At 67.8% G+C, this 24,409-nt stretch carries 24 protein-coding genes and 2 pseudogenes; 14 read left to right on the forward strand and 12 right to left on the reverse strand.

Annotated features, from left to right (window positions below):
* Positions 1–71 precede the first annotated feature (71 nt).
* Complete coding sequence (locus ACFQDH_RS04385; RefSeq protein ID WP_382398834.1) at positions 72–587, reverse strand: GNAT family N-acetyltransferase; 516 nt, start codon at positions 585–587, stop codon at positions 72–74.
* A gap of 60 nt (positions 588–647) precedes the next feature.
* Entirely contained in the window at positions 648–1,571 is a 924-nt protein-coding gene (locus ACFQDH_RS04390; RefSeq protein ID WP_382398836.1) for a MurR/RpiR family transcriptional regulator, read from the reverse strand.
* 59 nt (positions 1,572–1,630) lie between these two features.
* Between ACFQDH_RS04390 and ACFQDH_RS04395 the strand changes: the two genes are divergently transcribed.
* The 3 genes and pseudogenes from ACFQDH_RS04395 to ACFQDH_RS04405 all read left to right on the forward strand — a co-directional run bounded on the left by ACFQDH_RS04395 (position 1,631) and on the right by ACFQDH_RS04405 (position 3,335).
* Positions 1,631–2,377, forward strand: a complete 747-nt coding sequence (locus tag ACFQDH_RS04395) for a glucosamine-6-phosphate deaminase (protein WP_382398838.1) — start codon at positions 1,631–1,633, stop codon at positions 2,375–2,377.
* 271 nt (positions 2,378–2,648) lie between these two features.
* Positions 2,649–2,840, forward strand: coding sequence for a hypothetical protein (locus ACFQDH_RS04400; RefSeq protein ID WP_382398840.1), 192 nt, complete (start codon positions 2,649–2,651; stop codon positions 2,838–2,840).
* 19 nt (positions 2,841–2,859) lie between these two features.
* Positions 2,860–3,335 (forward strand): annotated as a pseudogene (locus ACFQDH_RS04405) (aminoacyl-tRNA deacylase).
* Here ACFQDH_RS04405 and ACFQDH_RS04410 read toward each other — a convergent pair.
* The gene (locus ACFQDH_RS04410) at positions 3,248–4,054 is read right to left on the reverse strand and encodes a hypothetical protein (RefSeq protein ID WP_382398842.1); all 807 of its coding nucleotides are present in this window, start codon (positions 4,052–4,054) and stop codon (positions 3,248–3,250) included. The pseudogene ACFQDH_RS04405 and the gene ACFQDH_RS04410 overlap by 88 nt on opposite strands.
* Before the next feature lie 136 nt (positions 4,055–4,190).
* Between ACFQDH_RS04410 and ACFQDH_RS04415 the strand changes: the two genes are divergently transcribed.
* Complete coding sequence (locus tag ACFQDH_RS04415; RefSeq protein ID WP_382398844.1) at positions 4,191–4,859, forward strand: class I SAM-dependent DNA methyltransferase; 669 nt, start codon at positions 4,191–4,193, stop codon at positions 4,857–4,859.
* 25 nt (positions 4,860–4,884) lie between these two features.
* On the opposite strand, the gene ACFQDH_RS04420 is transcribed toward ACFQDH_RS04415, so the two are convergent.
* From ACFQDH_RS04420 to ACFQDH_RS04430, 3 genes and pseudogenes are all read right to left on the reverse strand, one after another.
* The gene (locus tag ACFQDH_RS04420) at positions 4,885–6,204 is read right to left on the reverse strand and encodes a lipase family protein (RefSeq protein WP_382398846.1); all 1,320 of its coding nucleotides are present in this window, start codon (positions 6,202–6,204) and stop codon (positions 4,885–4,887) included.
* Between the two features lie 82 nt (positions 6,205–6,286).
* A pseudogene (gene rocD / locus ACFQDH_RS04425) lies at positions 6,287–7,509 on the reverse strand (ornithine--oxo-acid transaminase).
* Positions 7,510–7,541: 32 nt separating this feature from the next.
* Positions 7,542–8,570, reverse strand: coding sequence for a GNAT family N-acetyltransferase (locus ACFQDH_RS04430; protein ID WP_382398848.1), 1,029 nt, complete (start codon positions 8,568–8,570; stop codon positions 7,542–7,544).
* Between the two features lie 112 nt (positions 8,571–8,682).
* Between ACFQDH_RS04430 and ACFQDH_RS04435 the strand changes: the two genes are divergently transcribed.
* The 6 genes from ACFQDH_RS04435 (at position 8,683) to ACFQDH_RS04460 (ending at position 12,365) form a co-directional block, all read left to right on the forward strand.
* The gene (locus tag ACFQDH_RS04435; RefSeq protein ID WP_382398850.1) at positions 8,683–9,099 is read left to right on the forward strand and encodes a hypothetical protein; all 417 of its coding nucleotides are present in this window, start codon (positions 8,683–8,685) and stop codon (positions 9,097–9,099) included.
* 142 nt (positions 9,100–9,241) lie between these two features.
* Entirely contained in the window at positions 9,242–10,015 is a 774-nt protein-coding gene (locus ACFQDH_RS04440; protein ID WP_382398852.1) for a hypothetical protein, read from the forward strand.
* 6 nt (positions 10,016–10,021) lie between these two features.
* On the forward strand, positions 10,022–10,741 hold the full coding sequence (locus ACFQDH_RS04445) for a class F sortase (RefSeq protein ID WP_382398854.1): 720 nt from the start codon (positions 10,022–10,024) through the stop codon (positions 10,739–10,741).
* Positions 10,742–10,756: 15 nt separating this feature from the next.
* Positions 10,757–11,401, forward strand: a complete 645-nt coding sequence (locus tag ACFQDH_RS04450) for a hypothetical protein (protein ID WP_382398856.1) — start codon at positions 10,757–10,759, stop codon at positions 11,399–11,401.
* Positions 11,402–11,463: 62 nt separating this feature from the next.
* Positions 11,464–12,156 carry a sigma-70 family RNA polymerase sigma factor gene (locus ACFQDH_RS04455; protein WP_382398858.1) on the forward strand — a complete coding sequence of 231 codons (693 nt, stop codon included), beginning with the start codon at positions 11,464–11,466 and terminating at the stop codon, positions 12,154–12,156.
* Positions 12,153–12,365, forward strand: a complete 213-nt coding sequence (locus ACFQDH_RS04460) for a hypothetical protein (RefSeq protein WP_382398860.1) — start codon at positions 12,153–12,155, stop codon at positions 12,363–12,365. The genes ACFQDH_RS04455 and ACFQDH_RS04460 overlap by 4 nt, the downstream gene beginning before the upstream one ends.
* Positions 12,366–12,367: 2 nt before the next feature.
* Here ACFQDH_RS04460 and ACFQDH_RS04465 read toward each other — a convergent pair whose 3' ends face one another.
* The 6 genes from ACFQDH_RS04465 to ACFQDH_RS04490 all read right to left on the reverse strand — a co-directional run bounded on the left by ACFQDH_RS04465 (position 12,368) and on the right by ACFQDH_RS04490 (position 20,967).
* Entirely contained in the window at positions 12,368–13,525 is a 1,158-nt protein-coding gene (locus tag ACFQDH_RS04465) for a lactonase family protein (protein ID WP_382398862.1), read from the reverse strand.
* 193 nt (positions 13,526–13,718) lie between these two features.
* Positions 13,719–15,461, reverse strand: a complete 1,743-nt coding sequence (locus ACFQDH_RS04470; protein ID WP_382398864.1) for a phospholipase D-like domain-containing protein — start codon at positions 15,459–15,461, stop codon at positions 13,719–13,721.
* Positions 15,462–15,682: 221 nt separating this feature from the next.
* A complete protein-coding gene (locus ACFQDH_RS04475) occupies positions 15,683–16,357 on the reverse strand; it encodes a response regulator (protein WP_382398866.1) in 675 nt (224 codons plus the stop codon).
* Positions 16,354–17,682, reverse strand: coding sequence for a sensor histidine kinase (locus ACFQDH_RS04480; protein ID WP_382398868.1), 1,329 nt, complete (start codon positions 17,680–17,682; stop codon positions 16,354–16,356). The genes ACFQDH_RS04475 and ACFQDH_RS04480 overlap by 4 nt, the downstream gene beginning before the upstream one ends.
* A 10-nt stretch (positions 17,683–17,692) precedes the next feature.
* A complete protein-coding gene (locus tag ACFQDH_RS04485) occupies positions 17,693–19,888 on the reverse strand; it encodes an MMPL family transporter (protein ID WP_382398870.1) in 2,196 nt (731 codons plus the stop codon).
* A gap of 170 nt (positions 19,889–20,058) precedes the next feature.
* Positions 20,059–20,967, reverse strand: a complete 909-nt coding sequence (locus ACFQDH_RS04490) for a helix-turn-helix transcriptional regulator (protein ID WP_382398872.1) — start codon at positions 20,965–20,967, stop codon at positions 20,059–20,061.
* Positions 20,968–21,068: 101 nt separating this feature from the next.
* Here ACFQDH_RS04490 and ACFQDH_RS04495 point away from each other — a divergent pair, with 101 nt between their 5' ends.
* Genes ACFQDH_RS04495 through ACFQDH_RS04510 form a run of 4 tightly spaced genes read left to right on the forward strand, consistent with a single transcriptional unit; the run spans position 21,069 to position 24,399 of the window.
* Positions 21,069–22,511 (forward strand): MFS transporter, encoded by a 1,443-nt coding sequence (locus ACFQDH_RS04495; RefSeq protein WP_382398874.1) that lies wholly within the window; start codon positions 21,069–21,071, stop codon positions 22,509–22,511.
* Between the two features lie 34 nt (positions 22,512–22,545).
* Positions 22,546–23,580 carry a zinc-dependent alcohol dehydrogenase family protein gene (locus ACFQDH_RS04500; RefSeq protein ID WP_382398876.1) on the forward strand — a complete coding sequence of 345 codons (1,035 nt, stop codon included), beginning with the start codon at positions 22,546–22,548 and terminating at the stop codon, positions 23,578–23,580.
* Positions 23,577–23,966, forward strand: a complete 390-nt coding sequence (locus ACFQDH_RS04505; protein ID WP_382398878.1) for a DUF2255 family protein — start codon at positions 23,577–23,579, stop codon at positions 23,964–23,966. Before ACFQDH_RS04500 ends, ACFQDH_RS04505 begins: the two co-directional genes overlap by 4 nt.
* 22 nt (positions 23,967–23,988) lie before the next feature.
* Positions 23,989–24,399, forward strand: a complete 411-nt coding sequence (locus tag ACFQDH_RS04510; protein WP_382398880.1) for a (R)-mandelonitrile lyase — start codon at positions 23,989–23,991, stop codon at positions 24,397–24,399.
* Positions 24,400–24,409: the final 10 nt, after the last annotated feature.

Here is a 24,409-nt window from a genome sequence, read left to right on the forward strand (position 1 = left end):
GCACGTCGCCACGTCGTCAGCGCTGTGACGACATTCCGGCATACGACGTACGGCGTATGTCGAGGACGTCGCTAGCGTGCAGCGAGCCGGCTCAGCACGACCTGGTCAGCGAACGAGCCGTTGACCCATACCGATTCCCGCAGCACGCCGTCCTGCTCGAAGCCGACCCGCCGGGCGGCCGCGAGCATCGGCTTGTTGTCGGAAACCACCTCCAGCTGGACGCGGTGCAAGCCGCGGATCGAGAAGGCGTAGTCGACCAGCACCCGCAGCGTGTCCTCGGCCAGACCGCGACCGCGGAAGCCCGGGCGCAACGCGAGCCCGGCGTGCGCCGACCGGTTGTGCGGATCGATTTCCCAGAGGATCGCCTCACCCGCCAGCTGCCCACCCGCGCGCTCCACGACCGAGAACTCCGCTGCGTCGGCACTGCCCTCATGCACGCTGTATGGCGAGTGCTCCGACCCCACAGGCGTCCAACCGCGGGTGTCGGCGCGAACGCGGGTCGGCACGTCGTCATACAACTCCTCGTGCAGGATCGCGACGTCCTCGGATTGGCGTGCCCTCAGCACGACGTGTTCTCCGACCAGCACGACCGGCCACCCTCTTCCTCGTGAGCGCGCTCTGCGCACGCTGCACGACAAAGATATGCGTCAGCTGCCCTCGCCGCTGCTGACCCGGTGTGGTCGGACGGCGCGGTTCATCCGGTCGGCAGCCACGGCGTCCTCGTCCGGGGCTCGGGCCAGCAGACCGAGGTAAAGCAGGTCCACGACATAGAGCTGCGCAATGCGGGATGCGGTGCCGCCGGCGCCGACCCGCGGCTCGTGAGCGACCGGCCGCAGGACGTGGGTCGCGGCCCTGCTCAGCGCGGAACTCGCGGCCGCCGTGATCACAACGACGGTGACACCCGCGGCGGCGCCGGCCTGCGCGACTTCCAGGCATTCGCGGGTGTCGCCCGAGTGACTGACGATGATCGCGACCGTGTCGGCGCCGGCCCGGGCAGTGAGTGCCAGCGCGCGGTGCACGTCCGTGGTCGTCGTGACCGGGACGCCGACCTGACCGAGCTTGAAGTCCAGATCGGCCAGCACCGCGCTGGCCGCTCCCACACCGAAGCCGATGACCTGTCGCGCGGTGCGCATCGCCTCGATCACCAATGCGGTCACGCCGAAGTCGAGGCGGGCGAAGGTCAGGTCGACGGCGTCGACGTGGGCGTTGCGGATGGCTCGCGCGATCGTGGCCAGGTCGCTGCTGCGCCGGACGTCGGCCAGCGAGACCGGCGTCGGCTGCCGACCTTGCGCGAGCGCCACGGCGATCAGCGAGCGCAGCTCGGGGAATCCGGCGACGTCGACACTGCGGCAGAAGCGCGAGACGGCGGCGTCGGAGGTGTCGGCCCGACGGGCGAGCTCAGCTGTCGACATGTGGACGACCTCGTCAGCATGCTGGGCGATCGTGTCCGCGATGCGGCGCAGCGCCGGCGTCAGCTCGTCACGACGAGCAGCCACCAGGCGCAGCACGTCGCCGTGCGGAGTCACCATCTGGTGCGGCACGCGGACCTCCGGGATGGGATGGAGTGGCACTTCACTGATCAACAGATAGAATGAAATTCTATTACAGAGGCGAGAAAGGGTTCCTCACCATGCATCTCGAGGTCGTGGCAGACGACGCGGCGCTGGGCCGCGTCGGCGCCGATCGGATCCTGCAGGCTCGCGCCGACGGCGCGCTGCACGTCCTCGGTGTCGCGACCGGCGGCACCCCCGCCAGCACCTACCGCGAGCTGGCCCGTCGCAGCGACGGTCGGCTCAAGGACGTGCGGCTGGCCGCTCTCGACGAGTATGTCGGGCTGCCTGCCGAACACCCAGGCAGTTACACGTCGTTCGTGCGCCGGAACATCGCCGAACCGCTCGGCATAGCGCCGGAGCATGTCGCCGTACCCCGGGCGGCGGCTCACGATCTGGAGGCGGCGGCGGCCCTCTTCGAGCAGCAGCTGCGCGACGCAGGCGGCGTCGACCTGCAGATCCTCGGCATCGGCGCCAATGGCCATATCGGCTTCAATGAGCCCGGATCCCAAGCGGATTCGCGCACTCGCGCTGTCACGTTGGCCGAGCGCACTCGGCAGGACAACGCCCGCTTCTTCGACTCACCGGACGACGTGCCGCGCGAAGCGCTGACACAGGGCATCGGCACGATCCTGGAAGCGCGCCGGATCCTGCTGTTGGCCTCCGGCCCCCGGAAGGCTGACGCGCTGGCCCGCGCCATGGAGCAACCGCCCTCGGCGGATTGCCCCGCATCGTGGTTGCAGCGACACCCCGACGTGCTGGTTGTCGCCGACCAGGCGGCTGCCGCCGCGCTGTCGCGCCGCTCGCTCAGCCACCAGGGCGCCTGACACGCCATACTGGCCGAGACGGATCGGCCTCAGGAGGAACTCGTGAGCATCGCGGCCTTGATCACCTGGGTTCTGGCCGCGTCCATGGGCGCGTTCCTGCTCCTGACCTGGATCTCGAACGGCGGCCTGCAGAAGGGCACCGAAGGTCGCGCGTCGCGCTTCGCGCCGCCGCTGATCCTGGGTCACGCCGGTACTCGCTGCGGTCGGCCTCGCGATCTGGGTCTGGTACCTCGTCAGTGGGGCGAAGGCGCTGCCCTGGGTCTGCCTCGGAGTGCTCGTCGTCGTCGCGTCGTTGGGCCTGACGATGTTCGGCCTCTGGTTCGCGGCTGGCAACATCACTCGCGGCCGGCACGCGCATAAGCCTCGACACGCCGCCGAGGATCACCTGCCCCCACCCGCCGTTCTCGTGCACGGGATGTTCGCCGTGACGACGGTCGTGCTCGTCGTCCTGACTGCAGTGTGAGTCCTCGAGGAAAGTCACCGTGACCACAGGCAGCGAGGAGCGAGCGACGCAGGCATTGGCTGCGTCCGGCATCTCCTACGAGATCGTGCGGCACGGGCCGGTCAACTCCTCGCCGAGGCGGCCGCCGTCCGCGGCATCGAGCCGGCACAGATCGCCAAGACCATCGTCGTACGCCGTGACGACGACGACGACTACCTCTTCGTGTTGGTGCCCGGCGATCGCAAAATCTCCTGGCCGAAGCTTCGGGATCTGCTTGGCGTCAAACGGCTTTCGATGCCCGACGCGGCGACCGCCTTCGCCGTCACCGGCTACGAACGCGGCACCACCACGCCGTTCGGGTCGCTGCATCCGTGGCCGGTGATCGCCGATTCGCGTGTCACCGGCACCATCTCGATCGGCGCCGGCGATCACGGCGTCTCGGCGACGGTCGACGCGGCGCGACTGCTTGCGGCGCTGGACGCCGACGTCGCGGACGTGACCGAGTCACTGGGCTGACGGACCGACTCAGTGCCGGAGCCGGAAGCCCCGGTCCTGCCACGCGCTGATCCACGGGCCGGCGAGGACCACCGCGAGGATGACGGCCGAGGCCGCCATACCAGCGAGAACCGCGATGCGGGCGCTGACCCCGGCGACCCGTCCCCCGCGCGACCGCCGGCGATCTTGACCGCACGCACGGTCCGCCCGAGTACGTGCAGGGTCATGACTGCCAGCCAGGCGAAGAACGTTGCCTGGTGCAGGAAGAGCCCGGTGACCGGCAGCCCGAGTAGGCCATGGCGTCGCTCGGCGGGTCCCTGCACGGCGACCACGATGCCGGTCGCGAGCACGGCGAGCGTGAGCAGTATGACGAGCGGACCGAGCACTCGCATCACCAACTGTGGCGGCCCCGCCAGCCGGTATGACGGCTCTCCGGTGTAAAACCGGACGATGCGCCAACCCGTGCTGGCGACCTTCAACAGGGCCGGCGGGATCAGCAGCAGACCGACGACGATGTGCCAGCTGATCAGGCCGTGTATGTCGAGGACCGTCACCCCCTCGATCGCGAGCAGCACGAGCAGCACCAGTCCCGTCCAGGCGGTGATCCGTGCGTTACCGGCAGGGCCACCGGTGCGTGGCAGCGCCGGGTCGGAACGCGGTGTGCGATCGGTCAGTTCGTCGAGGGCCACTTGTGCGGCGCGTCGTGCCGGGGTCGACGCTCCTGGCTGTGCGGCAGGCATCCCGCAATTGTCCGCGCGAATGGCCGATTCGGGGTACTGGCTCTTCGTGTTCTCTCAGCAAAGTCGGTGATGCCGCGTCTGTCGGTGGCTCCGGGTTGACTGACGGCCCGACCGAGCCCTCTCGAAATGAGTGACCATGACGCCTCCGCCTCTTGCGCACCCCGCCGACCTGGCCACTGTTCGTGCGTCGTATGACGCCGTCGCAGACAGCTATGCGCGCATGGTGACGACCGACGGACTGGGCGACATCCGGCAGCCGCCCTGGCTGCGCGCCGCGATCGACGTCTTCGCCGACGATGTCGCCGGCATCGGGCCGGTGCTGGACGTGGGCTGCGGCCCGGGCACGGTGACCGCATACCTCGCCGAGCGCGGCGTCGACGTCTCGGGAGTCGACCTGTCGCCACGGATGATCGACAACGCACGGCGCCTGCATCCGGAGTGCCGTTTCGCGGTCGGCTCGTGGACCGAGCTGGACCTCGCGCCCGCGTCACACGGCGGGATCCTCGGCTGGTGGTCACTGTTCAACCTGCCGCGCGACCTCGTGCCGCAAGTGCTCGCGCACTGCGCCACCGCATTGAAGCCCGGCGGCCAGCTGATCATCGCCACCCATGTCGGCGACGAGGACGTCCAGCGCAACGAGGCGTATGGCGATGTGCCCGTGCGCTGGACCACGCATCGCTGGCAGCCGGAGCAACTCGCGGACATGCTGTCGGCGGCCGGGCTGCCGCCGACGGCAGAGCTGCGTCTCACGCCCGCAGTCGGCTCCGGCCGGGCCGTGGTGCTCGTCGGGCAACGCGACGACTGACCGGCAGCGGCCGCTGCGCGGTGACTCAGCTGGTGGCGAGTGGCGCCAACGAGTTCCCGGGTGCGATGTGCCCGCAGCTCGACGGTGCGGCCTTGCCGGCGAAGCGGTCGTTGAGCCAGCCGAGGGACTGGACCGCCCAACCCGGCTCGGCGGTGTTGTGGCTCAGCAGGTCGTACTGCTGGTAACTGATCTTGCTGTTGCCGGTGGCGCAGAACTGCCGCGCGAGCGCCCGCACATCACCGGTGACGGTGATGCCGTCGCCGGCGCCGATGCCCGGGAGGTTGTTGGTGAGCGTCCCCTCGAGCGCGCCATTGGCGCCCTGCCCGAGGAACATCGGGACGGTCGGCGTCGGGGCCGGGCCCATGTTGATCTTGTTGAGGGTGCGCGCCAGCGGCGGGATGGACTGGAGGGTGGAGTACTGCGGTTTGAACAGCTGTTGCCAACGCAGGTACGGGTAGCGACCGAGGACGTTGACCATCGCCTCGTGGCTCAGGGTTGGGAGCACCTGCTTGCCGTAGTCGCTGAGGTATGGCGAGAGGTCGACGCCATACGCACGGGCCGTGGTCGCCATCATCGTCGGCATGACACCCGCCCACAGCAGACTGCCGTTCGCGTACTCCGTCATGTGGGCGGGGTCGACGACCACTCCGCCGACGGCCGCACCGACCAGTTGCTTGTCGACGTCCGGCGCATACTTCGGCGCGAGCTGCGCCGCCCACGTCGTCGCTATCGAGCCACCGGAGTAGCCGACCATCCCGATGCGCGTGCTGGTGTTCAGCCCGGTGGCCGCATCGTGGGTCGTCGCGCGGATCGAGTCCAGCGTGTTCGTGCCGTACTCCGGAGCAGCCAAGAAGTCGGCCGTCTGGCCTTCCGTGTCGGCGATGATCACCGAATAGCCCTGGGTCAACAGCGGCACGATCATCAGGGTCTCCGTGTCGAACAGCGCGCTGCCGAGACGCACGTCGCCGGCAATCGCCCGGGACGGACCGTCCGCCGGATTTCCGGAGTCGTAGTACGACTGGTACGCAACAGCTTTCGACGGGTCACCGCCGCCGACCGGCTTCAGGATCGAGGTGACGTTCACGGTCGGACGACCCTGGGCGTCGATGGTCCGGTAGAGGATCTGGACCGCTTTCACCGGTGTCGGAATGCCCAGCACGTGATAGGACAGCGTCCGCGTCTTGAGCACCGCACCCGGCTCGTATGACGAGAGTGGCGCGCTTCCCGAGTAGCTGAAGAACGGGTCCGTGGTCGTCGCGTGTGCAAGCGGTGCCACCCCGACGCCGGCGACCGAAGCCGTGAGAGTCAGCGCAACGGCTGCAGCGGAGCGGATCGTGGAACGCATCATAGGCTGCCTCTGACGGTGGTCGGTGTGTGCTGGGCACGCCAAAGTTACCACTCGGTAACCATCGATGGTGGTCCGTCAGTCAGTCGACTCGACCGGTGACGACGGCGGCGAACTGGTCGAGCATCCAGTCCAGGTCGTCCTCCTCGATGACCAGCGGCGGCGCCAACCGGACGGTCGAGCCGTGGGTCTCCTTCGCCAGGACGCCGCGTGCGGCCAGGCGCTCACACAGTTCGCGGCCGGTCATCAGGTCGGGGTCGACGTCGACACCGGCCCACAGCCCGCGGGTGCGGACGGCGACGACGCCTCGATCGATGAGGTCACGCAGCCCCTCGTCGAGCCGCCGGCCCAGACGCGCCGCGCGCTGCTGATACTCGCCGGTTGCGAGCAGGTCGACCACCGCATGGCCGACGGCGGCGGCGAGCGGGTTGCCGCCGAAGGTCGAGCCATGGTTGCCGGGATGTATGACGTCGAGCACGTCGTGGTTCGCGACGATCGCGGACACCGGCACGATGCCACCGCCGAGTGCCTTACCGAGGATGTAGATGTCCGGCACGACCTCCTCCAGGTCACACGCGAACGTCGTGCCGGTGCGGCCCAGGCCGGACTGGATCTCGTCGGCGACGAAGAGCACCCCCGTCGCGTCGTGAGCTCCCGGACCTCACGCAGGAAGCCTTCCGGTGGCACGATCACTCCGCCTTCGCCCTGGATCGGCTCCATCAGGACTGCGGCCGTGTTGTCGTCGATGGCTGCGTCGAGTGCGGCGAGGTCGCCATACGGGACCGAGCGGAAGCCGGGCGTGACCGGACCGAAACCGCCTCGTGCGTCCGGGTCGTCGGAGAACCCGACGATAGTGGTGGTCCGGCCGTGAAAATTCCCCTGTGCGACAACGATGTTCGCCTGATCGGCAGGGACGCCCTTGACGTCATACGCCCATTTCCGGGAGACCTTGATCGCGGTCTCGACCGCTTCCGCGCCGGTGTTCATCGGCAGGACCAGATCCTTGCCGGCAAGCGCGGCGAGCGCCCGGCAGAACGGACCGAGCTCCGCGTTGTGGAAGGCCCGACTGGTGAGGGTGACCCGGTTCAGCTGGGCGTGCGCGGTCGCGAGCAGCTTCGGGTGCCCGTGGCCGAAGTTGAGCGCCGAATAGCCGGCCAGGCAGTCCAGGTAGCGCTTCCCGTCCAGGTCGGTGACCCACGCGCCGTCGGCCTCGGCGACCACGACGGGCAGCGGGTGGTAGTTGTGCGCGACGTAGGTGTCGTCGACCTCGATGGCCGCAGTGTTCTTCGCATTGGACGCCGTCATACCTCCCAGCATCGCGGATGGTGGCAGTCGTGTCAGTCAATCCCCCGCAGCCGTGCCGCCAAGTTCACCCAGGTGTTGGTGACCTGCATGCCGAGGCCGGTGTAGAGACCGAGTGCGCCGGTCCGGGAGTCGGTCGAAAGCTCGCAACCGGTGGCGCCGTCGTCCAGCGCGATCGCGAAGACATCGGCGAGCAGTGCCCGGGCAAAGCCCCGACCGCGTGCATCTGCGCGAACGGCGAGCCGGTCGACATACAGCGTGCCGTGATTGGTGTCGATGACCGAAAACAGTGCTCCCACAAGGCTTTCCCCGTCCGGGGTGTCGCGACACAGGACGCGCATGTGCCAATCCTCGAAGCCGGGCCGCTGGTAGGTCTGCGCGGCGAAATCGGCATACGACGCCTTCTGGCGAACGGACCACTCGAGGAAGGCATCCTCGAGCACGTCGTATGCCGCAAGCCGATCCTGCGTCGATGTGGCGTTCCGGATGCGGTGGCCGTCCGGCAGCGCGCGCTGCTCGATGTGCACGTCCGACGGCAGGCGCAGTGTCCATGACGTCCAGCGCTCGGTATAGCCGAGACGGCGCAGCAGGTGCTCTCCCGCGGAACCCTGCGGCACCGGCATACCGACCGCCGTCGCGCCCACAGCACGGGCGCGGACACACACCCACCTGGCCAACGCGGTCCCCAAACCCCTTCCCCGGTGGGCCGGTTGGACCGTCGCGTCATACCGATCGCGCCCCGGGTACTCCGCGTATGCCGCCAGCTCCCCAGCCGGGGTGAAGACACCAACCGTGCTCGCGCCGACGTCGAAGGACGGCCGCTGCCAGTCGCTCACGATGTCGGCCTCCTCGATGCCCACCTCGCCCGTGTCGTGTAGCTCGGAGGCGGCCATCGTCGTTGCGACCGCTGCAGCGTCGGTGAACCGCAGCGCCCGAGCCTCCCAGCCCGGGAAGGACACCGGGTCCAACCCGAGCCCGGCGAAGTCGGGAGTGGCGGGGGTTCGATCGTCATACCGTCGATCTTGGCCGGTGGACGGTAGTCGCCGCAGCAGATTTTCGGCCACCCTCGCGATAGCACGCCGAGTATATGGGCCCCGTTCCGATCCGAATCCGCCTCCGTGACGAACCACCGCATGTGACGAGTAGTCGTCGCACGCCGATCGCGAAGGAGTCGCCATGCTGAATCGTGCCCTGGGGCCGTCATTGAATTCTCGTTTCCGGCCGCTGGTCGTCGTCGCGGCAGTGGTCGCCGCAGCCGCGCACGTGCCGGTGATAGCGCCGCATCTGGATGAAGCGCCATACATGGGTGCGCTCTTCATCGTGTTGACAGCGGCCTGCCTGGTGCTCGCGGCGACGTTGACGGTGCGTGACAGCGAACGGGTCTACGCGCTCTCGGTGCTGACCTGCGGCCTCGCGGTCGTCGGGTACGCCGCTACTCGACTGGTCGCCTTCCCGATGCTTGCCGACGATGTGGGCAATTGGTTCGAGCCGCTCGGGATCGTCTCTGTTCTCAGCGAATCCGTTGTGATCGTCGCGGCAGGCCTCGCCATTCGTGGCCGGGGACGGCATACGTCGCAGATGGCCTGGTCGTAACCCGAAAAGTTTGTCGTCGTTCGTCCCATCCGGAATCTTCAGGGCCACGAACCACGGGGGTGACCGTGCCCACAGCGGCACGCCACACGGTCGGAGTGCATATGTGCGCCGGCATTCAACCCGAAGGAACAGAGGAAGTCTCATGAAGAAGCAGGCTCTACTCCTTGCCCCCGCCGCTGCGGCGGTGTGTCTGGGCATGGCCGCGGCTCCGGCAGCACATGCGGCCGACAGTTCGACGTCCTACCAGGCGACTCTTCAGTCCATCAACGGCTCGGGCGCCTCGGGCACGTTCTGGCTCAAGCTGACCGGCAACCAGGCGGTCATCACCGAGAAGACCACCGGTCTGGCTGCCACCTTCATGGGTGCGCCCTACCCGCACGTGCAGCACATCCACGGCGGCGCGATGGGTATGTGCCCGGACATGTCGGCGGACAAGAACGGAGACGGCGTCATCAGCACCACCGAGGGCGCGCCGCACTACGGCGGCATCGTGACGACCTTGTCCACGTCGGGTGACACCAGCCCGGCGTCGGGGACCAACATCAAGATCGCCCCCAGTGGCGGGAGCTACACCTATCAGCGCACCATCACACTGGATTCGACGACGATCGCCGATCTGAAGAACGGCTCCGCGGTCATCGTGGTGCACGGTCTCGACCCGTCGAAACTCTCCAAGCAGGCCCAGGGCGAGAAGAGTGACCTGGTGCCGTCGCTGCCGCTGGCCGCGACCTCACCCACGCTCTGCGGCAAGGTCGTCAACTCGCAGATGTCGGGTATGCCGACCGGCGGCGTCCAGACCGGCGGCGGCGGAACCTCCGGCCTGCAGAATGCCGGATTGTTCTATGCCGCAGGTGTTCTCGCGCTCGGTGCCGGTGGCACCTTGGCCGCTCGCCGCAAGTTCGGCAAGCAGCGCTGAGTCGTCGTGACCCCCACTCGCCGCAGCCGACGCCGCAACCGCACGGTCCTTTCCGTGCTGGCTGCGGTGTTGGTCGTGGCTGCTGCCGTGGTGCTGGTCGTCGCAGTGCGCGGCCAGCACCACGCACCGCAACCACCGACGTCGGCCGCCCACCCGGCCGCTGAGGGCAATGCCGCCGCGCCGGCGCCCCACCCCAGCACGGATTCCCAGGGATCACAGGCGACACCCGTGCCGGCTGCGACCGTCGGGCCGATACTGGCCCGGTCCGCGCCGGTGTCGTTGAGCGTGCCGAGGATCGGCATCAAGAACGCGCCGCTGGCGAGGTACGGACTCGACAAGCACGACGAGGTCGCCATACCTCCGTCGCGGGCGAACACGCCCGCCGGATGGTTCACCGGTTCGCCGACACCCGGCCAGCTCGGTCCGTCGGTGATCGTCGGGCACGTCGACTCCGACAGCGGCCCGTCGGTGTTCTTCCGGCTGGGGCAATTGCGGGCCGGGGACCGCACGTCGGTGACCCTCGCCGATCATCGGGTTGCGGTCTTCGAGGTCGACAGCGTCGAGCGCTTCAAGAAGGCCGACTTCCCGACCCTGCGGGTCTACGGAAACCTCGATCACGCCGGGCTCCGGCTGATCACCTGCGGCGGCGCCTACGACACATCGATCCATCACTACGTGGACAACATCGTCGTCTACGCCCACCTCGTGTCCAGCCATTCTGCCTGATCACGGAGGCCACTCATGTCACTCCGCAAGACCGCCAGTCGCTTTGGCGTCATCGTCGCTATGGCCTCGCTGCTTGCTGCGTGCGGGTCGTCGGCCGCGACTCAGCAGGCAGCGCCAACCGGGTCCCACAGCTCGCCGACCAGTTCGGCAGATCAGCCCGCGGACGTGAATCCCACCACGTCACAACGTCGTTCGGCGCCATCTGCTCACGCGGCCAAGATCGACATCACGAGCGCACCCGACACCGCGAAGATGGTCTGCTCCGACGACATTCGTGCCAATATCGGCAAGCTGCTGCACTTGTCGCAGGCCCCGCTCGGGCATGCGACGTGGGACGGCACGCTCTACACCTGCCGTTACGACCTCGCAGCTGGGCCGCTCGTGCTGACGGTGCACCAGTCGCCGGACAACGACGCTGCACGGAGTTACCTGCAGGACCGGAAGAAGGCAGCGGGCGGCAGAACCATCACCGGTCTGCAGTCGCTCGGCCTGCCTGGCTTCCAGGACCGTGCTGGCACGGTGGCATTCGCCAAGGACGATTTCACCCTGGTCGTCGACGCCAGCAAGCTCTCCGGCACGCTCGGTAACACCGACACCAACCAGACGGACTTCGCCTACACCGTGGCCACCGATGTGCTTGCCTGCTGGAGTCACGACTGACACCCCCGTAAACGCGCCGGTCGGCTCTGCGCTCGACGATGTGCCCTCGGTACCCTGCGGTTGTGGTCCCTTCACCGCCCGCTCGGTCGATCGACGGGCCGTCCGCACCCGCCGACGCGGAGACGACGGCGTGGCTGGCACAGTTGCGTGCCAGCGGACCCCAGCACGAGACAGCGCTGAGCCGACTGCACGAGCTCCTGCTGCGCGTGGCGTTCGCCGAAGTGAATCGCCGGGGTCCGTCCACCGGCATCGCCGGTCCTGAGCTCGACGACCTCGCCCACCAGGCAGCCAGCGACGCGATGCTCGCGATTCTGGCCAAACTCGACTCCTTCCGCGGCGAGAGCCGCTTCACCACCTGGGCCTATCGGTTCGTCGTGCTGGAAGTCTCGGGCAAACTGGGTCGGCACTACTGGCGAAAACCGCACGCGCAACTGGACGTCGAGGAATGGGAGCGACTGCCCGGTCGACTCGGAGCAGGCCCCGAGCACCTCGCCGAGCAGCGTGAACTGATCGACGCGGTGCGCCAGGCGGTCGACGAGACCCTGACCGGGCACCAACGGGGACTGTTCGTAGCCATCGTGCTCAACGGGGTCCCGTTGGACGCGCTCGTCGCGCAGACCGGGTCGAGCCGTGGTGCGATCTACAAGACCATTGCTGACGCCCGCCGTAAGATCCGGCTGTTTCTCGTCGCCAACGGACAGTTGGGAACGGTCACCGGGACACCCCAGAACGCAGACGAGGAGGGCGAGTCATGACCGGATGGACGGCTCTGGAGCACTTTCTGGCCACCGACCCGCGGGACGTCGGCTGCGATGAGGCCATCGCGATGTTGCATGTCTACGTCGACCTCATCGCCGCCGAATCCGATGCAGCGCAACGCTATCCGGGGATTGGCGTGCACCTTGCGGCCTGCGGTCCGTGCTCGGAGGACTTCGACGGACTGCTTGCCGCAGTGACCGGGTGAGCTCAGAGCGCGACGATCCCTTCGGCACCGACCGCGTTCGGCACGGTGACGGACCCGGTCTTCGCCAGCGAACCGTCGCTCTGGACCCGGTAGGAGTCCACGATCCCCTTGGCGCCGGTCTGCGCGTAGAGGTAGCGCCCGTCCGATGATGCCGCCGCGTCGACGGTCCCGGGGTCGGTGGCAGTCACGCCATGAGCGGTCAACGCCCCGGAGTATGACGTCGTGTATCGCGACAGGTTCGCGCTGCCGGCATTCGACGCATAAACCTTGTTCCCGATCGTCGCGATCCAGCAGGTCGCTGCCTGACCGGTGGCGGCCGTGTCCAGGGCCGCCACGTGGCCGTTGCGCGAAACATTGAACGTGGCAACGCTGTTCGTCCCCGCTTCGCTGACCACGAGGTGACCGCTGGCGTCGAATGCGAAACCGAAGGGCACCTTCCCGGGCAACGAAGTGACGACCGGTTGTGCCGACGGTCCGAAGAGCCCGATCGGGAATGCGTCCAGCGTGTTGCCGCCGTTCTTGGTGGAGACGATCAGCGTGCGGCCGTCCGGGGTGAACCCGATCTGGCCGGGTGTCGAGGTGAACTCATCGGCCTGCCCGGGTGCCGAGGTGTTCAGGTGCAGGTCGCGGTGCCAGAAGGGGACGGGCAGCAAGGCGCCGCCGACGCGCAGGTAGCCGGAGATCGAACCGCCGTCCCGTGCGTTCAGGACGAAGACGAGATTGCCGTGCGACGTGACACTGACCGGGAACTGCCCGCCCGTGGAGACGACCTCTTGACGCGCAAGATGGTCACCGGCGACCCGGAACGACGTGAGGGTGTTGCTGCCGGCGTTGACGGCATACAGGGAGCGGGACGATCGGTCGTAGGCGAGCGATCCCTCGCTGGCCAGGTGGTCGACGACCGAGCCGGACAGCACGCCACCGGCGCCGCCGGTGCGATAGGAACCCGCCTGGGCGAGCCCGCCGGAACCGGTGCGGTCGTAGGCGACGATCGTGTTTCCCGCCGGATCGTCGTTCTGCACGAACACGACTCCCTGACCGGTAGGTCCGCTGTATGACGCCCCGGCGTGGCTGGTCGCAGCCATCGCCGGAGCGGCCGCGAGGACTCCCGTGGCAGCGACGGTCCCGAACGTGACTACGAGCTTGGTAATGGATTTCATGGCAGTTCCTTTGCGGTCGGTGAGCGAACTCGTGGGTCCGTCGCCGGGGCGACACGAGCCCGTTCGGCTCGTGCCGCCTCGACGACATCTCATGAGCGTCGAACCGCTCGCCGGTCATACCGATTGCCGGCATTACGGAACTGTTCGAATTGCGCCTTCCACCATCGCCGGACTCGTCATACCGACTTCGGCGTCAAGACGTCGCGACGGACGTGTCGTCGATGACGAAGCTGGTCTGCTTCTGCGAGTCCTCGACTCCGGTGAACTTCAGCGTCACCGTCTGGCCGGCATACGACGACAGGTCGAACGTGTGCTGGCTGTAGCCGGTGTTGGCGTTGAGATTCGAGTAGGTGTAGAGGTTGCGCAGCACGGTGCCGTCGGCGGCGAGCAGTTGCAGCTTGAGCGTGTCGTACTTGGTTGTCGTCGACGTCTCTGCGGTGTCGATGTGCATCCAGAAGGACGCCTTCACCGTGCAGCCGGCCGGCAGCGCAACGCTCTGCGCGAGCGTGTCGCTGTGCGTGGTCCCGTAGCCGTCCAGCCAGGCGTCCCAGGAACCGGTGCGTGCGGGTTCCTTGGTGCCGCCATACAAGACCTGCGAGGACGACACGGCCCATGGCGCCGCAGTCCCGCTCTCGAACCCGGGGTTGCCGAGCAGCTGGCCGGCTGTGCAGCCGCCACCGCCACCGGAGGTCGCCACGGTCCAGCCGAACGACGCCTGACCCGATGCCCCGCTCGAATCCTTTGCGGTGACAGTTACATTCGAAGTTGCCGCCGCAGTCGGCGTGCCAGTGATCAGCCCGGTCGAAGCGTTGATCGACAGCCCCGCCGGCAGTCCGCTGGCCGAGTAGCTCAGCGCACCGCCGCTCGAGTCGGTGGCCTTGATCTGCAGCGAGACGGGTGTGCCGACCGTGGACGACTGGCTGCCCGGGTTGGTGACGCTGACCGCGCTGGTGGAACCGCCACCGAAGTCGTTGTCGAAGGCCTGCTCGATCCCGCTCACGATGCCGGAGTCCGTGACGATGAGGCCCAGCTCCCGGTTGTGGTTGAGGGAGTTGTCCGAGAAGTTCTCCGAGCCGGCGAAGACCTTGGCCGTCGAGGTGCCGTAGTCGGCGACGATCGCCTTCGCGTGGATGTAATAGCCGGTGGAACTCGTGTAGGTCTTTACCTGTCCACCGGCGGCGGTGACCTCGTTCAACTGCGTGGTGTACGAGTTACTTTCGTTCTCCGCGACGACTCGGACCGCGACACCGCGCTTGGCATCGGCGACGACCGCGTTGACCAGCGTCGGGTCTCCGAACTCCTCCTCCTGCACGTCGAGACTGTGCTGCGCACCATTGATCACGCCGAGGATCTGGGTCTGTGAGTCGGTCGGCGACCACACGAGGTCTGCTCCGTCAGAGGGCGTGATCGACTGCTTGGCATAGTCGGCGTTGAAGACCGTCTCGATCGCGGATACGTCCGACTGGTTGGTGTCGAAGACCCCGTAGTCGCGCGAGGTGGAGTAGTAGGTCGTGTCGAAGTTGCCGGTGCTGATGTAGGACTTCGTCCCGTCGACGGTGATCGTCTTCTGATGGGTGTAGACGAATGCCGACGACGAATACGTCACTCCCGCACCGGCGTTCTGCAATGCGGTGTATGCCGGGCCGTCGATCGAGGAGTGCTGGGAGTCGAAGATGACGCGGACGTTGACGCCGGCCTTCTCTTTCGCGACCAGGTCGTTCACCAGGGTGGTGTCGCGCAACTCGTAGATCGTGACGTCGACCGATTTGGTCGCGGTGTTCACGAAGTTGTAGATCGCGCTTTCGCCCTGGTCGGGCAGGACGACGAGTGAGTAGTCGCCGGCAGCGTTCGCAGCCCCGGCGAGCGGGAAGAACATGCCCGCCGCGACAGTGGTCGCGGCGCAGATGGTGCTGACGAGCCAGTGCTTGGTCTTCACGGATGGCCTCCTTGCGAGTGGGTGGAAAGGAAGCGCAAGCCGCCGGCCAGGGATGATCGGGGCGGCTTTCGCGAGCGGCAGCGTATGAGCGATCAGGTGGCTCGAACCGTTTCCATAGCGAACCAGAACCGAAGTCGTACGTTCCCTTTGCCGTTCAATCAGCCTGCCATCACTCAGCATTCAGCCATGATCGAGCGAACTCCCGAAAAGGAGGCTTCCAGTCAAAGTCCCGAACCTGTTGCCATCAGGCCGTTCTCGTAGGCGAACACGACCAGCTGGGCACGATCGCGGGCATGAACCTTGGTCATGGCGCGATTGACGTGTGTCTTCGCAGTCGCCGGGCTGATCACGAGGCGCTCGGCGATCTCGTCGTTGGACAGCCCGCGCGCAACCAGGATGGCGATCTCCCGCTCTCGCGCGGTGAGAGCGACCAGTTGCGGCAGCGCGGCCGCCGCATTGGAAACCGGAGTGGACAGGAACCGCCGCAGCAAGGCCGTCGTCGCCGCGGGTGACAGGAGCGACTCTCCGGCTGCGACGGTGCGGATGGCGTCCAGCAGGACGGCCGGGGTGACACCCTTGCCGAGGAACCCGGAAGCCCCTGCGCGCATCGCCGCGATCACCAGGTCGTCGGTCTCGAAGGTGGTCAGCATCAGGATGTGAACCGCCGCCAGCGCACGGTCCGCACTGATCCGTCGGGTCGCTTCGACGCCGTCCAGATCCGGCATCCGGATGTCCATGACCACCACGTCGGGCAGCGCTTCGCGGACCCGCTCGATGGCCTCCGCCCCGGTGGATGCTTCTGCGACCACCTCCATGTCAGGCGCAGCGTCGATGAGCAGCTTGAAGGTGGCTCGCAGGAGCTCCTGGTCATCTGCGAGGGCGATGCGAATAGTCATGGTGCGCCGTGTCTTTCAGGAGATTCGCGATCCGGTTCGGGTGGTATGTCACCGTCGGCGCGGTGCCGGCGCCGTGGAACGGGCAGCCGTGCCGCGACGGCGAACCCGCCGTCCGCAGTCGCCCCCGCGCGAAAGGTCCCGCCGACGGCCAGCGCTCGCTCGCGCATGCCGATCAGGCCGTGCCCGGTTCCAGCTGTCGCGGGCGGGCGGACGGCATCGCGGCCGGCCGCGTTGTGTATGGCGATGCCGACCTCCGCGTCGGTCCAGGTCATCGCCACGGCGACCTCGGCACCGGAGGCATGCTTGGCTGCGTTGGTGACGGCCTCCTGCACGATCCGGTAAACAGCCAGGTCGACCTGCTGGGGGAGGTCGAACGGCTCGCCATACACGACCATGACGACCTCGACCCCTGCCGCCCGGAAGCGGTCAAGCAGCGAGCCAAGGGCTCGCACACCCGGCAGCGGGGCGAGTGGGTCGTCCGCGCCTCGCGGCTCGGAGTGGGCCGGATCGCCATCTCGACGCAACAGCCCGATCGTGCCGCGCAGATCGTCGATGGCAGCCGAAGTGTGAGTAGTGATGCCCCACAATGCTGCTCGGGCCGATTCCGGGTCCTGCGTCATCAGGTAGTCCGCGACTCCGGCCTGCGCATTGATGAGGGTGAGGTTGTGGGCGAGGGCGTCGTGCAACTCCCGGGCGATGCGCAGGCGTTCCTCGATCACCGCCTGGCGGGTGTTATCGGCGGCACTGCGAGCGCGTCGCAGGCGCTGGTCCTGCCGGCTTCGCGAGATGACGCCAGGGACCGCGGCGAGGACGACCAGCTCGACCATGACCAGGTCGGTGCCCCAGAGCGACAGGGGTTGGAAGAGCAGCGCGACGATCGCCAGAAACCCCGCCACCGCGGAGGCAGTGAGCCACCCTTGCTGCTGCGGTCGCCGGGTGGCAACGGTGTAAACGGCGAGCATTGTCGCCACGGGCACCGGTTGATAGGCGGCGACCGCGACGGCCGTGGGTATGTCGGCGCCCTGGTCGCGCATCACGATCAGCTGCAGCGCCTCGACGAACAGGGTCGCGACCAGCACGAGTCCGGGCCACCTGGTGCGTACGAGCAGCGGCAGCCACGCCAGCACGGTGAACACGAGCCGCTCGGCCCCGGGGTATTCGGCGTGCCGGCTGCGCAGGATCACTGCGGCGAGCATCACCACCAGGGCAATCGCGGTCGCCGACCGGTCCGCTCGGGTGGGCCGGTCACCGGGTTCGGTCAACCACGCCCACCCGGCCACGACGAGATCGCGGCCGGGTTGACGACGTTGGCTGGTCGTGCTCACTGGGTGCCCGTCACGGCCTCTCGTTCTCGGCGATCGCGAGTCGCCTCGGCGCCTCCGCGGAGACCTGCTGGTCTCCGAGGGTAGCCGTGCCGGGACCCTCGACGGAGACGTGCGGAGTGATCTTGTCGGCCCAGCGCGGGTAGGCCCAGTTGCGGGCGCCGAGGACCTTCATCAGCGCAGGTACGAGCACCATCCGGACAACGAACGCGTCCACCACCACGGCCAGCGCGAGGCCGACGCCAATCGAGGCAACGATGCGTTCGCCGCTGAACCCGAACGACGCGAAGACACACAACATGATGGTGGCGGCGGTCGCGATCACCTTGGCGGTCTCCTTCAGTCCCACCCGGATCGATCTGTCGTTGTCTGCGGCGTGCGTCCACTCCTCGTGCATGCGGCTGACCAGGAAGACCTGATAGTCCATCGACAGACCGAACATCACTCCGACGATCATCACCGGGACGATGTAGGAGACCGGCCCGCCATCGCCGACGCCGAGCAGGCTTGTGCCCCAACCCCATTGGAAGATCGCGGTGATGAAACCAAGGCCTACCACGATGGTCGCCAAGTTGCTGATGGCACCCACCAACGGCACCAGCAGACTGCGGAATGCAATCACCAACAACAGGAACCCGAGTATCGCGACGAGCGCCAGATAGAGCGGCAGCTTGCTCATCAGTGCCTGCGCGATGTCGATGTTGCTGGCGGTCTCGCCGCCGACATACACATGCAGCGCGCTGCCGGCCTCGGCGGCGGGGATGACGTCGTCTCGCAGGTGGTTGACCAGGTCCTCCGTCTGCTGGCTCCCGGCACTCGTTGTCGGGGTGACCTGCACGACCGAGACACCCTGGCGGGCGACCTGAGGCGGAGTAACCGTCGCGACACCAGCGGTTTTCGCCACCTGGTCGGCGAGAGAGTCGAGCGCGCGAGTCGCGCCCTGATCGGGTGTCGATGCCACCAGCACCAGGCCGGCGTCGACGCCCTTGCCGAACGCGGGCGACATCATCTCGTAGTACTGCCGCGACTGCGACTGTCCCGGGTCGGTGCTGGCATCGGCGTTGCCAATGCGCAAGCTCAGCGTCGGGATCGCAACGATCGCCAGCACTACCCCGGCGAGCACGATCATCCGCTTGGGACCGCGGGTGACCAACCGACCCCACGCGGCGGCCGGCGTGCTGCGCCCCGACCCGCCCTCTCCATCCGCGTTGTCGAGATCACCTGCGGCCAACTGGGCCCGCTGCCGTTTGGACAGCACCCGGAGACCGAAGAGTCCGAGCAGCGCCGGCAGCAGGGTCAATGCCGCGAGCACGGTGAACGCGACGGTGATGGCGGCGGCCTGCCCCATCCCGGTCAGCACGCTCATTCCGACGACAACCATGGCCAGCAGTGCCGCGATGACGGTCAGTCCGGCGAAGATGACCGCCCGGCCGGAGGTGTCAGCGGCCTGTCCGGCTGCCTCCGCGACCGACGATCCCGACATCAGCGCTTTGCGGTGCCGGTTGACGATGAACAACGAATAGTCGATGCCGACCCCGAGGCCGATCAGCGACCCCATCGTGATCACGTTCGACGACAGGTCGACAACGTGCGAGGCGAGCATGACCAGCAACAGCGAGGTGATCACCCCGGCCACGCCGGTGATGATGGGGAGCGCAGCCGCCCAGACCGACCGGAAGACGAGCAGCAGAACCGCCAGCGCGGCCAGGATGCCGATGATCTCGGCGGGACCGCCGCCCTTGGTCTGTGGCGCGAATGCCTGACCGCCGAGCGTGACGTCGAGGTGACTGCCGACCACTTTCTGCACGGCGTGATCGACGTCGGTGACGTCGGCCTTGTCGGTGTTGATCGTGACGTTTGCGTACGCCGTGTGGTGTGACGCGCTCAGCTGGCCGTCCCCCGCACGGGTGTAGGGACTCGTCACCTTGAGGACGCCCGGAAGCTTGGCAACCTCGTCGAGCATGGTCGTCGTCTCGGCCCGGACCGCGGCCGAGTCGACCGCCGCTCCGTCGGTGCGCCAGGCGATCCGCCCGGTCTGGGTGCTGCTGTTCGAGGACGTCCCGAGCAGGCTGTAGGCGTGGGAGGACTCGCTGCTGGGGAGACCGGTGACGTCCTTGAATCCGGTGCCCATCGAGGCGAGCAGGGCAGCCAGCACCACCAGGGTGCCGATCCACCCCCGAGAACAACGAAGTGGTGCTTGCTGCACCATCTGGCAAGAGCGGACACGGTGGAACCCTTCGACGATCGGCGTGGATGTCCGCGAAGATTTCGCGGCATACCCAGGGTTGCCGCTGCGGTGGCCGCTGAAATCGTCCGATCGTGGGCATTCGCGCCTACCGCGGATGCAGTACATTCACGCAGGCGTCACGCCCGACAGGATCACCGATCCTGGGAAAGCTCCGTTGCTCCGATCGACTGACTGGCCGCCCACGCCGCCAGCAGTTTGAGCCCGTCGTCCGTGGGCGAGCCGGGATCGGCGGTGTAGACGTTGAGCCGCAGGCCAGGTTCGGCCGGCATGTCCATGCCTTCGAAATTCAGGTCGAGCTCGCCAACAGCGGGGTGCCGCAGGCGTTTTCGGCCGCTGCGGTGGAACTTCACGTTGTGCGCAGCCCAGTTCTGCCGGAACAGCTCGCTCTTGGTGGACAGCTCACCGACGAGACTGTGCAGCTCGGTGTCGTACGGGTTGTGTCCGGCTTCGAGCCGCAGCATGGCTGCGGCGTCCTGCGCCATACGTTCGTACTCGATGAAGAAGTCCTGCGCGGCCGGGTCGAGGTACATGAAGCGGGTGGTGTTGGCCTTCCGGGTGCTCGTCGGCCCGGCGACGGCCGAGCGCAGCACCGGTGAATAGAGCGCTCGCGCAAGCTCATTCGTCGCGATGATGTCGTGCCGGGCATTGCGTACCCACGCCGGCGCTCCCGTGAACGCGTCCAACATCTGCTGTATGGCGGGCCGCACGCTAGTCGGCGTCGTGCGCGCGCGGCGGCGAGCACCGGGACCGGCGGCGCGGGCCAGCGCGAAGAGGTGCTCGCGCTCGGCCTCGTCCAGCTGCAGGGCGGAGGCAACACCGTCGAGGACGGAATCGGATGCGCCGGCGAGGTTGCCGCGCTCCATCCGCACGTAGTAGTCGATGCTCACACCGGCGAGCAACGCGACTTCCTCACGACGGAGCCCTGGGACCCGACGGTTGGTGCCGCCGTATGCCGGCAGCCCAGCCCGATCGGGAGTCACGCGGGCGCGGCGGGAGGACAGGAACTCCTTGACCTCGGCGCAGTGTTCGGCATCGTTCATATCTTCACGGTAGGCGCCGACCAGCACCAGTGGGAGGTACTGGCGTTACCTGGAAGAACAGGCACTGCCGCCCGGCCGCCGCGACCCCGACAGTGGGTGTCGTGACAACAACGACGACTGCCCGAGCCGGGTCCGGTGCTGCCGAGACCACGCCTCGGAACACCCGGATGATCCTGGTCGTCATCCTGCTCAGCTACTTCATGATCCTGCTGGACAACAGCATCATCTTCACCGGACTCCCGCAGATCCGTGCCTCATTCGGCTTCTCCGCCAGCGGCCTGGCGTGGGTGTCGGACGCCTACACGCTGGTCTTCGGGGGTCTCCTGCTTCTCGGGGCACGCGCCGGCGACCTGCTCGGCCGGCGCCGGGTCTTCATCGTCGGCCTGGCGATCTTCTCGCTCGCGTCGCTGCTCGTGGGCGTGGCTCCGACGGGTTGGTTCGCGGTCGCGGCTCGCGCCATACAGGGCATCGGGGCGGCGATCGTCGCGCCGTCGTCACTGTCGCTGCTGACGGCGTCGTTCCCGGCCGGCAGGGAACGTGTGAAGGCGATCGGTCTGTATGGCGCCACAGCTGGCATCGGAGCCAGCCTCGGCTTGGTGATCGGTGGTGCACTGGCGGCCGAAATTTCCTGGCGGGTGGGCTTTTTCATCAATGTCCCGATCGGCGTCGCCATGATGGTCCTCGCGCCGCGCTTCCTGCCGGAGACGCCGCGGCAACCGGGACGGTTCGACGTCACCGGAGCGCTGACCGCGACGCTCGGCGTGGGCGCTCTGGTGTTCGGCATCATCCATGCGGCCGGCTCCGGATGGGGCGCACCGACCACCGTCGGATCCGTCGTCATCGGCGCGGTGCTGATGGCAGCGCTCGTCGCCGGGGAGCGCCGGGCGCAGCAGCCGATCATGCCGTTGCGGCTCTTCGCGTCCCACGAACGCGTCGTCGGCTACCTGACGCGGATGCTCTACATGGCCGCGATGATGGGTTTCTTCTTCTTCACCTCGCAGTACATGCAAGGTGTGCTCGGATTCACTGCTCTCGCAGCGGGTTTCGGCTTCCTGCCGATGACGGTCGTCAACTTCGTGGTCGCAATGGCGGTGCCGCGGGTCACCCAACGGCTCGGACAGAACGTGCCGCTGGCGGCCGGCGTCGGACTCGCGGCGGTCGGGATGCTCTGGCTCGCACAGGTCGGCACGGGCAGTTCCTACTGGACCGCGGTCGCAGCACCGATGCTGCTGATCGGCATCGGCCAGGGGCTCGTCTTCGCCCCTGTCACCAGCCTCGGACTCGCCGGTGTCCAGTCGTCGGACGCCGGAGCCGCATCAGGCCTGATCAACAGTTTCCACCAGGTGGGCTCCGCGGTCGGTCTCGGTGTGCTCGTCACGGTGTCGGCTCACGCCGGCGCCGGGCGCGACACCGCGTCGGCCGTGCTCACCGCACAGGTCCATGTCGCGCTCGAGGTCGCCGCCGCGATCCTCGCTCTCGCGCTGCTCGTCGTGCTGACCCTCTTCATTACCAAACTGATTCGGCTACGCCGCACCAATCACTGACCCACACCACCCCTCCCGAAGGAGCTACCCACCCATGCGCGCAACCCTCATCTACGGCGCCGGCGACATTCGCATCGAGGAAGTCCCGGACCCGACCATCCAGCAGCCCACCGACGCGGTCGTGCGCGTCGTACAGTCCTGCATCTGCGGGTCGGACCTGTGGCCCTACGGCAGCAAGGAGCCGAGCCCGACCGGTGCTCGCATCGGCCACGAGTTCCTCGGCGTGGTCGAGGAACTCGGCAGCGAGGTGACCGGGCTGCGGCGCGGCGACCTGGTCGTGGCCCCGTTCGTCTGGAGCGACAACACCTGCGAGTTCTGCCAGGAGGGGCTGCAGACCTCCTGCCTGCACGGCGGCAGCTGGGGCGGCACCGAACTGGACGGCGGTCAGGGCGAAGCGGTCCGGGTGCCGCAGGCATCGGGCACCCTCGTAAAGCTGCCGGTCAGCGAGGACTCCGCGCTGCTGCCGTCGCTGCTCACTCTCTCCGACGTCTTCTCGACCGGCCACCACTGCGCGGTCACGGCGGGAGTCAACGCCGGCACGGACGTGACCGTCATCGGTGACGGCGCCGTCGGCCTGATGGCCGTGATGGCGGCCAAAAGGCTTGGTGCCGAACGAATCATCCTGATGGGCCGGCACAAGGACCGCACCGACCTGGGTCGCGAGTTCGGCGCCTCCGACGTCGTCGCCGAGCGTGGTGCCGAAGGCATCGAGAGGGTGCGCGAGCTGACCGGCGGCCGCGGCACCCGCACCGTGCTGGAGTGCGTCGGCCTACGGCCCGCGATCGAGACGGCATACGCCGTCGTCCGTGACGGCGGAACGATCTCTCGCGTCGGTGCACCGCAGTATGGCGAGGTCCCTGCGGACTTCGGCACCTTCCTGCGCAACGTCACCCTCACCGGTGGAGTCGCGCCGGCCCGGGCCTACATCGAGGAGCTGCTGCCCGACGTGCTCGACGGCACCTTGCAACCCGGCAAGGTCTTCACCGACACCGTCGACCTGGACGGCGTCCCAGCCGGGTATGAGGCAATGAAGGACCGCAAGGCACTGAAGGTGTTGGTGAAGCCATGAGCAACTGGAGCACAGCAGAACTGAACGCGATCGACAGCGTCGATGAAGTCGTCATCGCCACCCGGCGGCGCGACGGCAGCCTGCGCTCGGACCGGATCGTCTGGCTCGTCCGCCACGACGATGCGGTCTACGTGCGCTCGGTGAACGGCACGACCGCAGCGTGGTACCGCGGTGTGCAGACCGCGCATCAAGGTCGCCTCGGCGCAGGATCGGTGGACCGGGACATCGTCTTCGTCGAGGTGGGCGACCACGTGGGGCAACCCACCGCGCTGGACGACGCGCTCGATGCGGCATACCGCTCGAAATACGGGAAGTGGTCCGGGCCGGTCGCCAGCATCACCAGCGACGTCGCCCGCGAGACCACGCTGCGCGTCGACCCCGCCTGACAACCACCACAAGGAGACACCCATGAACAAGAACCCCCGCAACGAGACTGTGAAGACACCTGCAGAGAACTTCGTCGGCGACGTGTGGCTCGATCCGGTGTTCAACGGCGACGGGACATCCCAATTGGTCTGCGGACACGTGCGATTCACGCCCGGCGCACGCACCAACTGGCACTCGCACGCCAACGGCCAGCTGCTGGTGTGCACCGACGGCGTCGGCCTGGTTGGCACCCGGGACGGCCGCACGATCGTGCTGCGCGCCGGCGAGAGCGTGTGGACGCCGGCTGGTGAGGAGCACTTCCACGGCGGCACCGCGGACAACATGATGTGCCATTACGCAATCCTCGACGCAGCCGGCGACGGCGACGCCACGACCTGGCTCGACCCGGTCACCGACGAGCAGTTCGCTGCGGCCAACGCCGTGGCCGGGTGAGCCCACGACC

It is taken from the genome of Flexivirga alba (genome assembly GCF_042661025.1).
Taxonomy (GTDB): Bacteria; Actinomycetota; Actinomycetes; order Actinomycetales; family Dermatophilaceae; genus Flexivirga; species Flexivirga alba.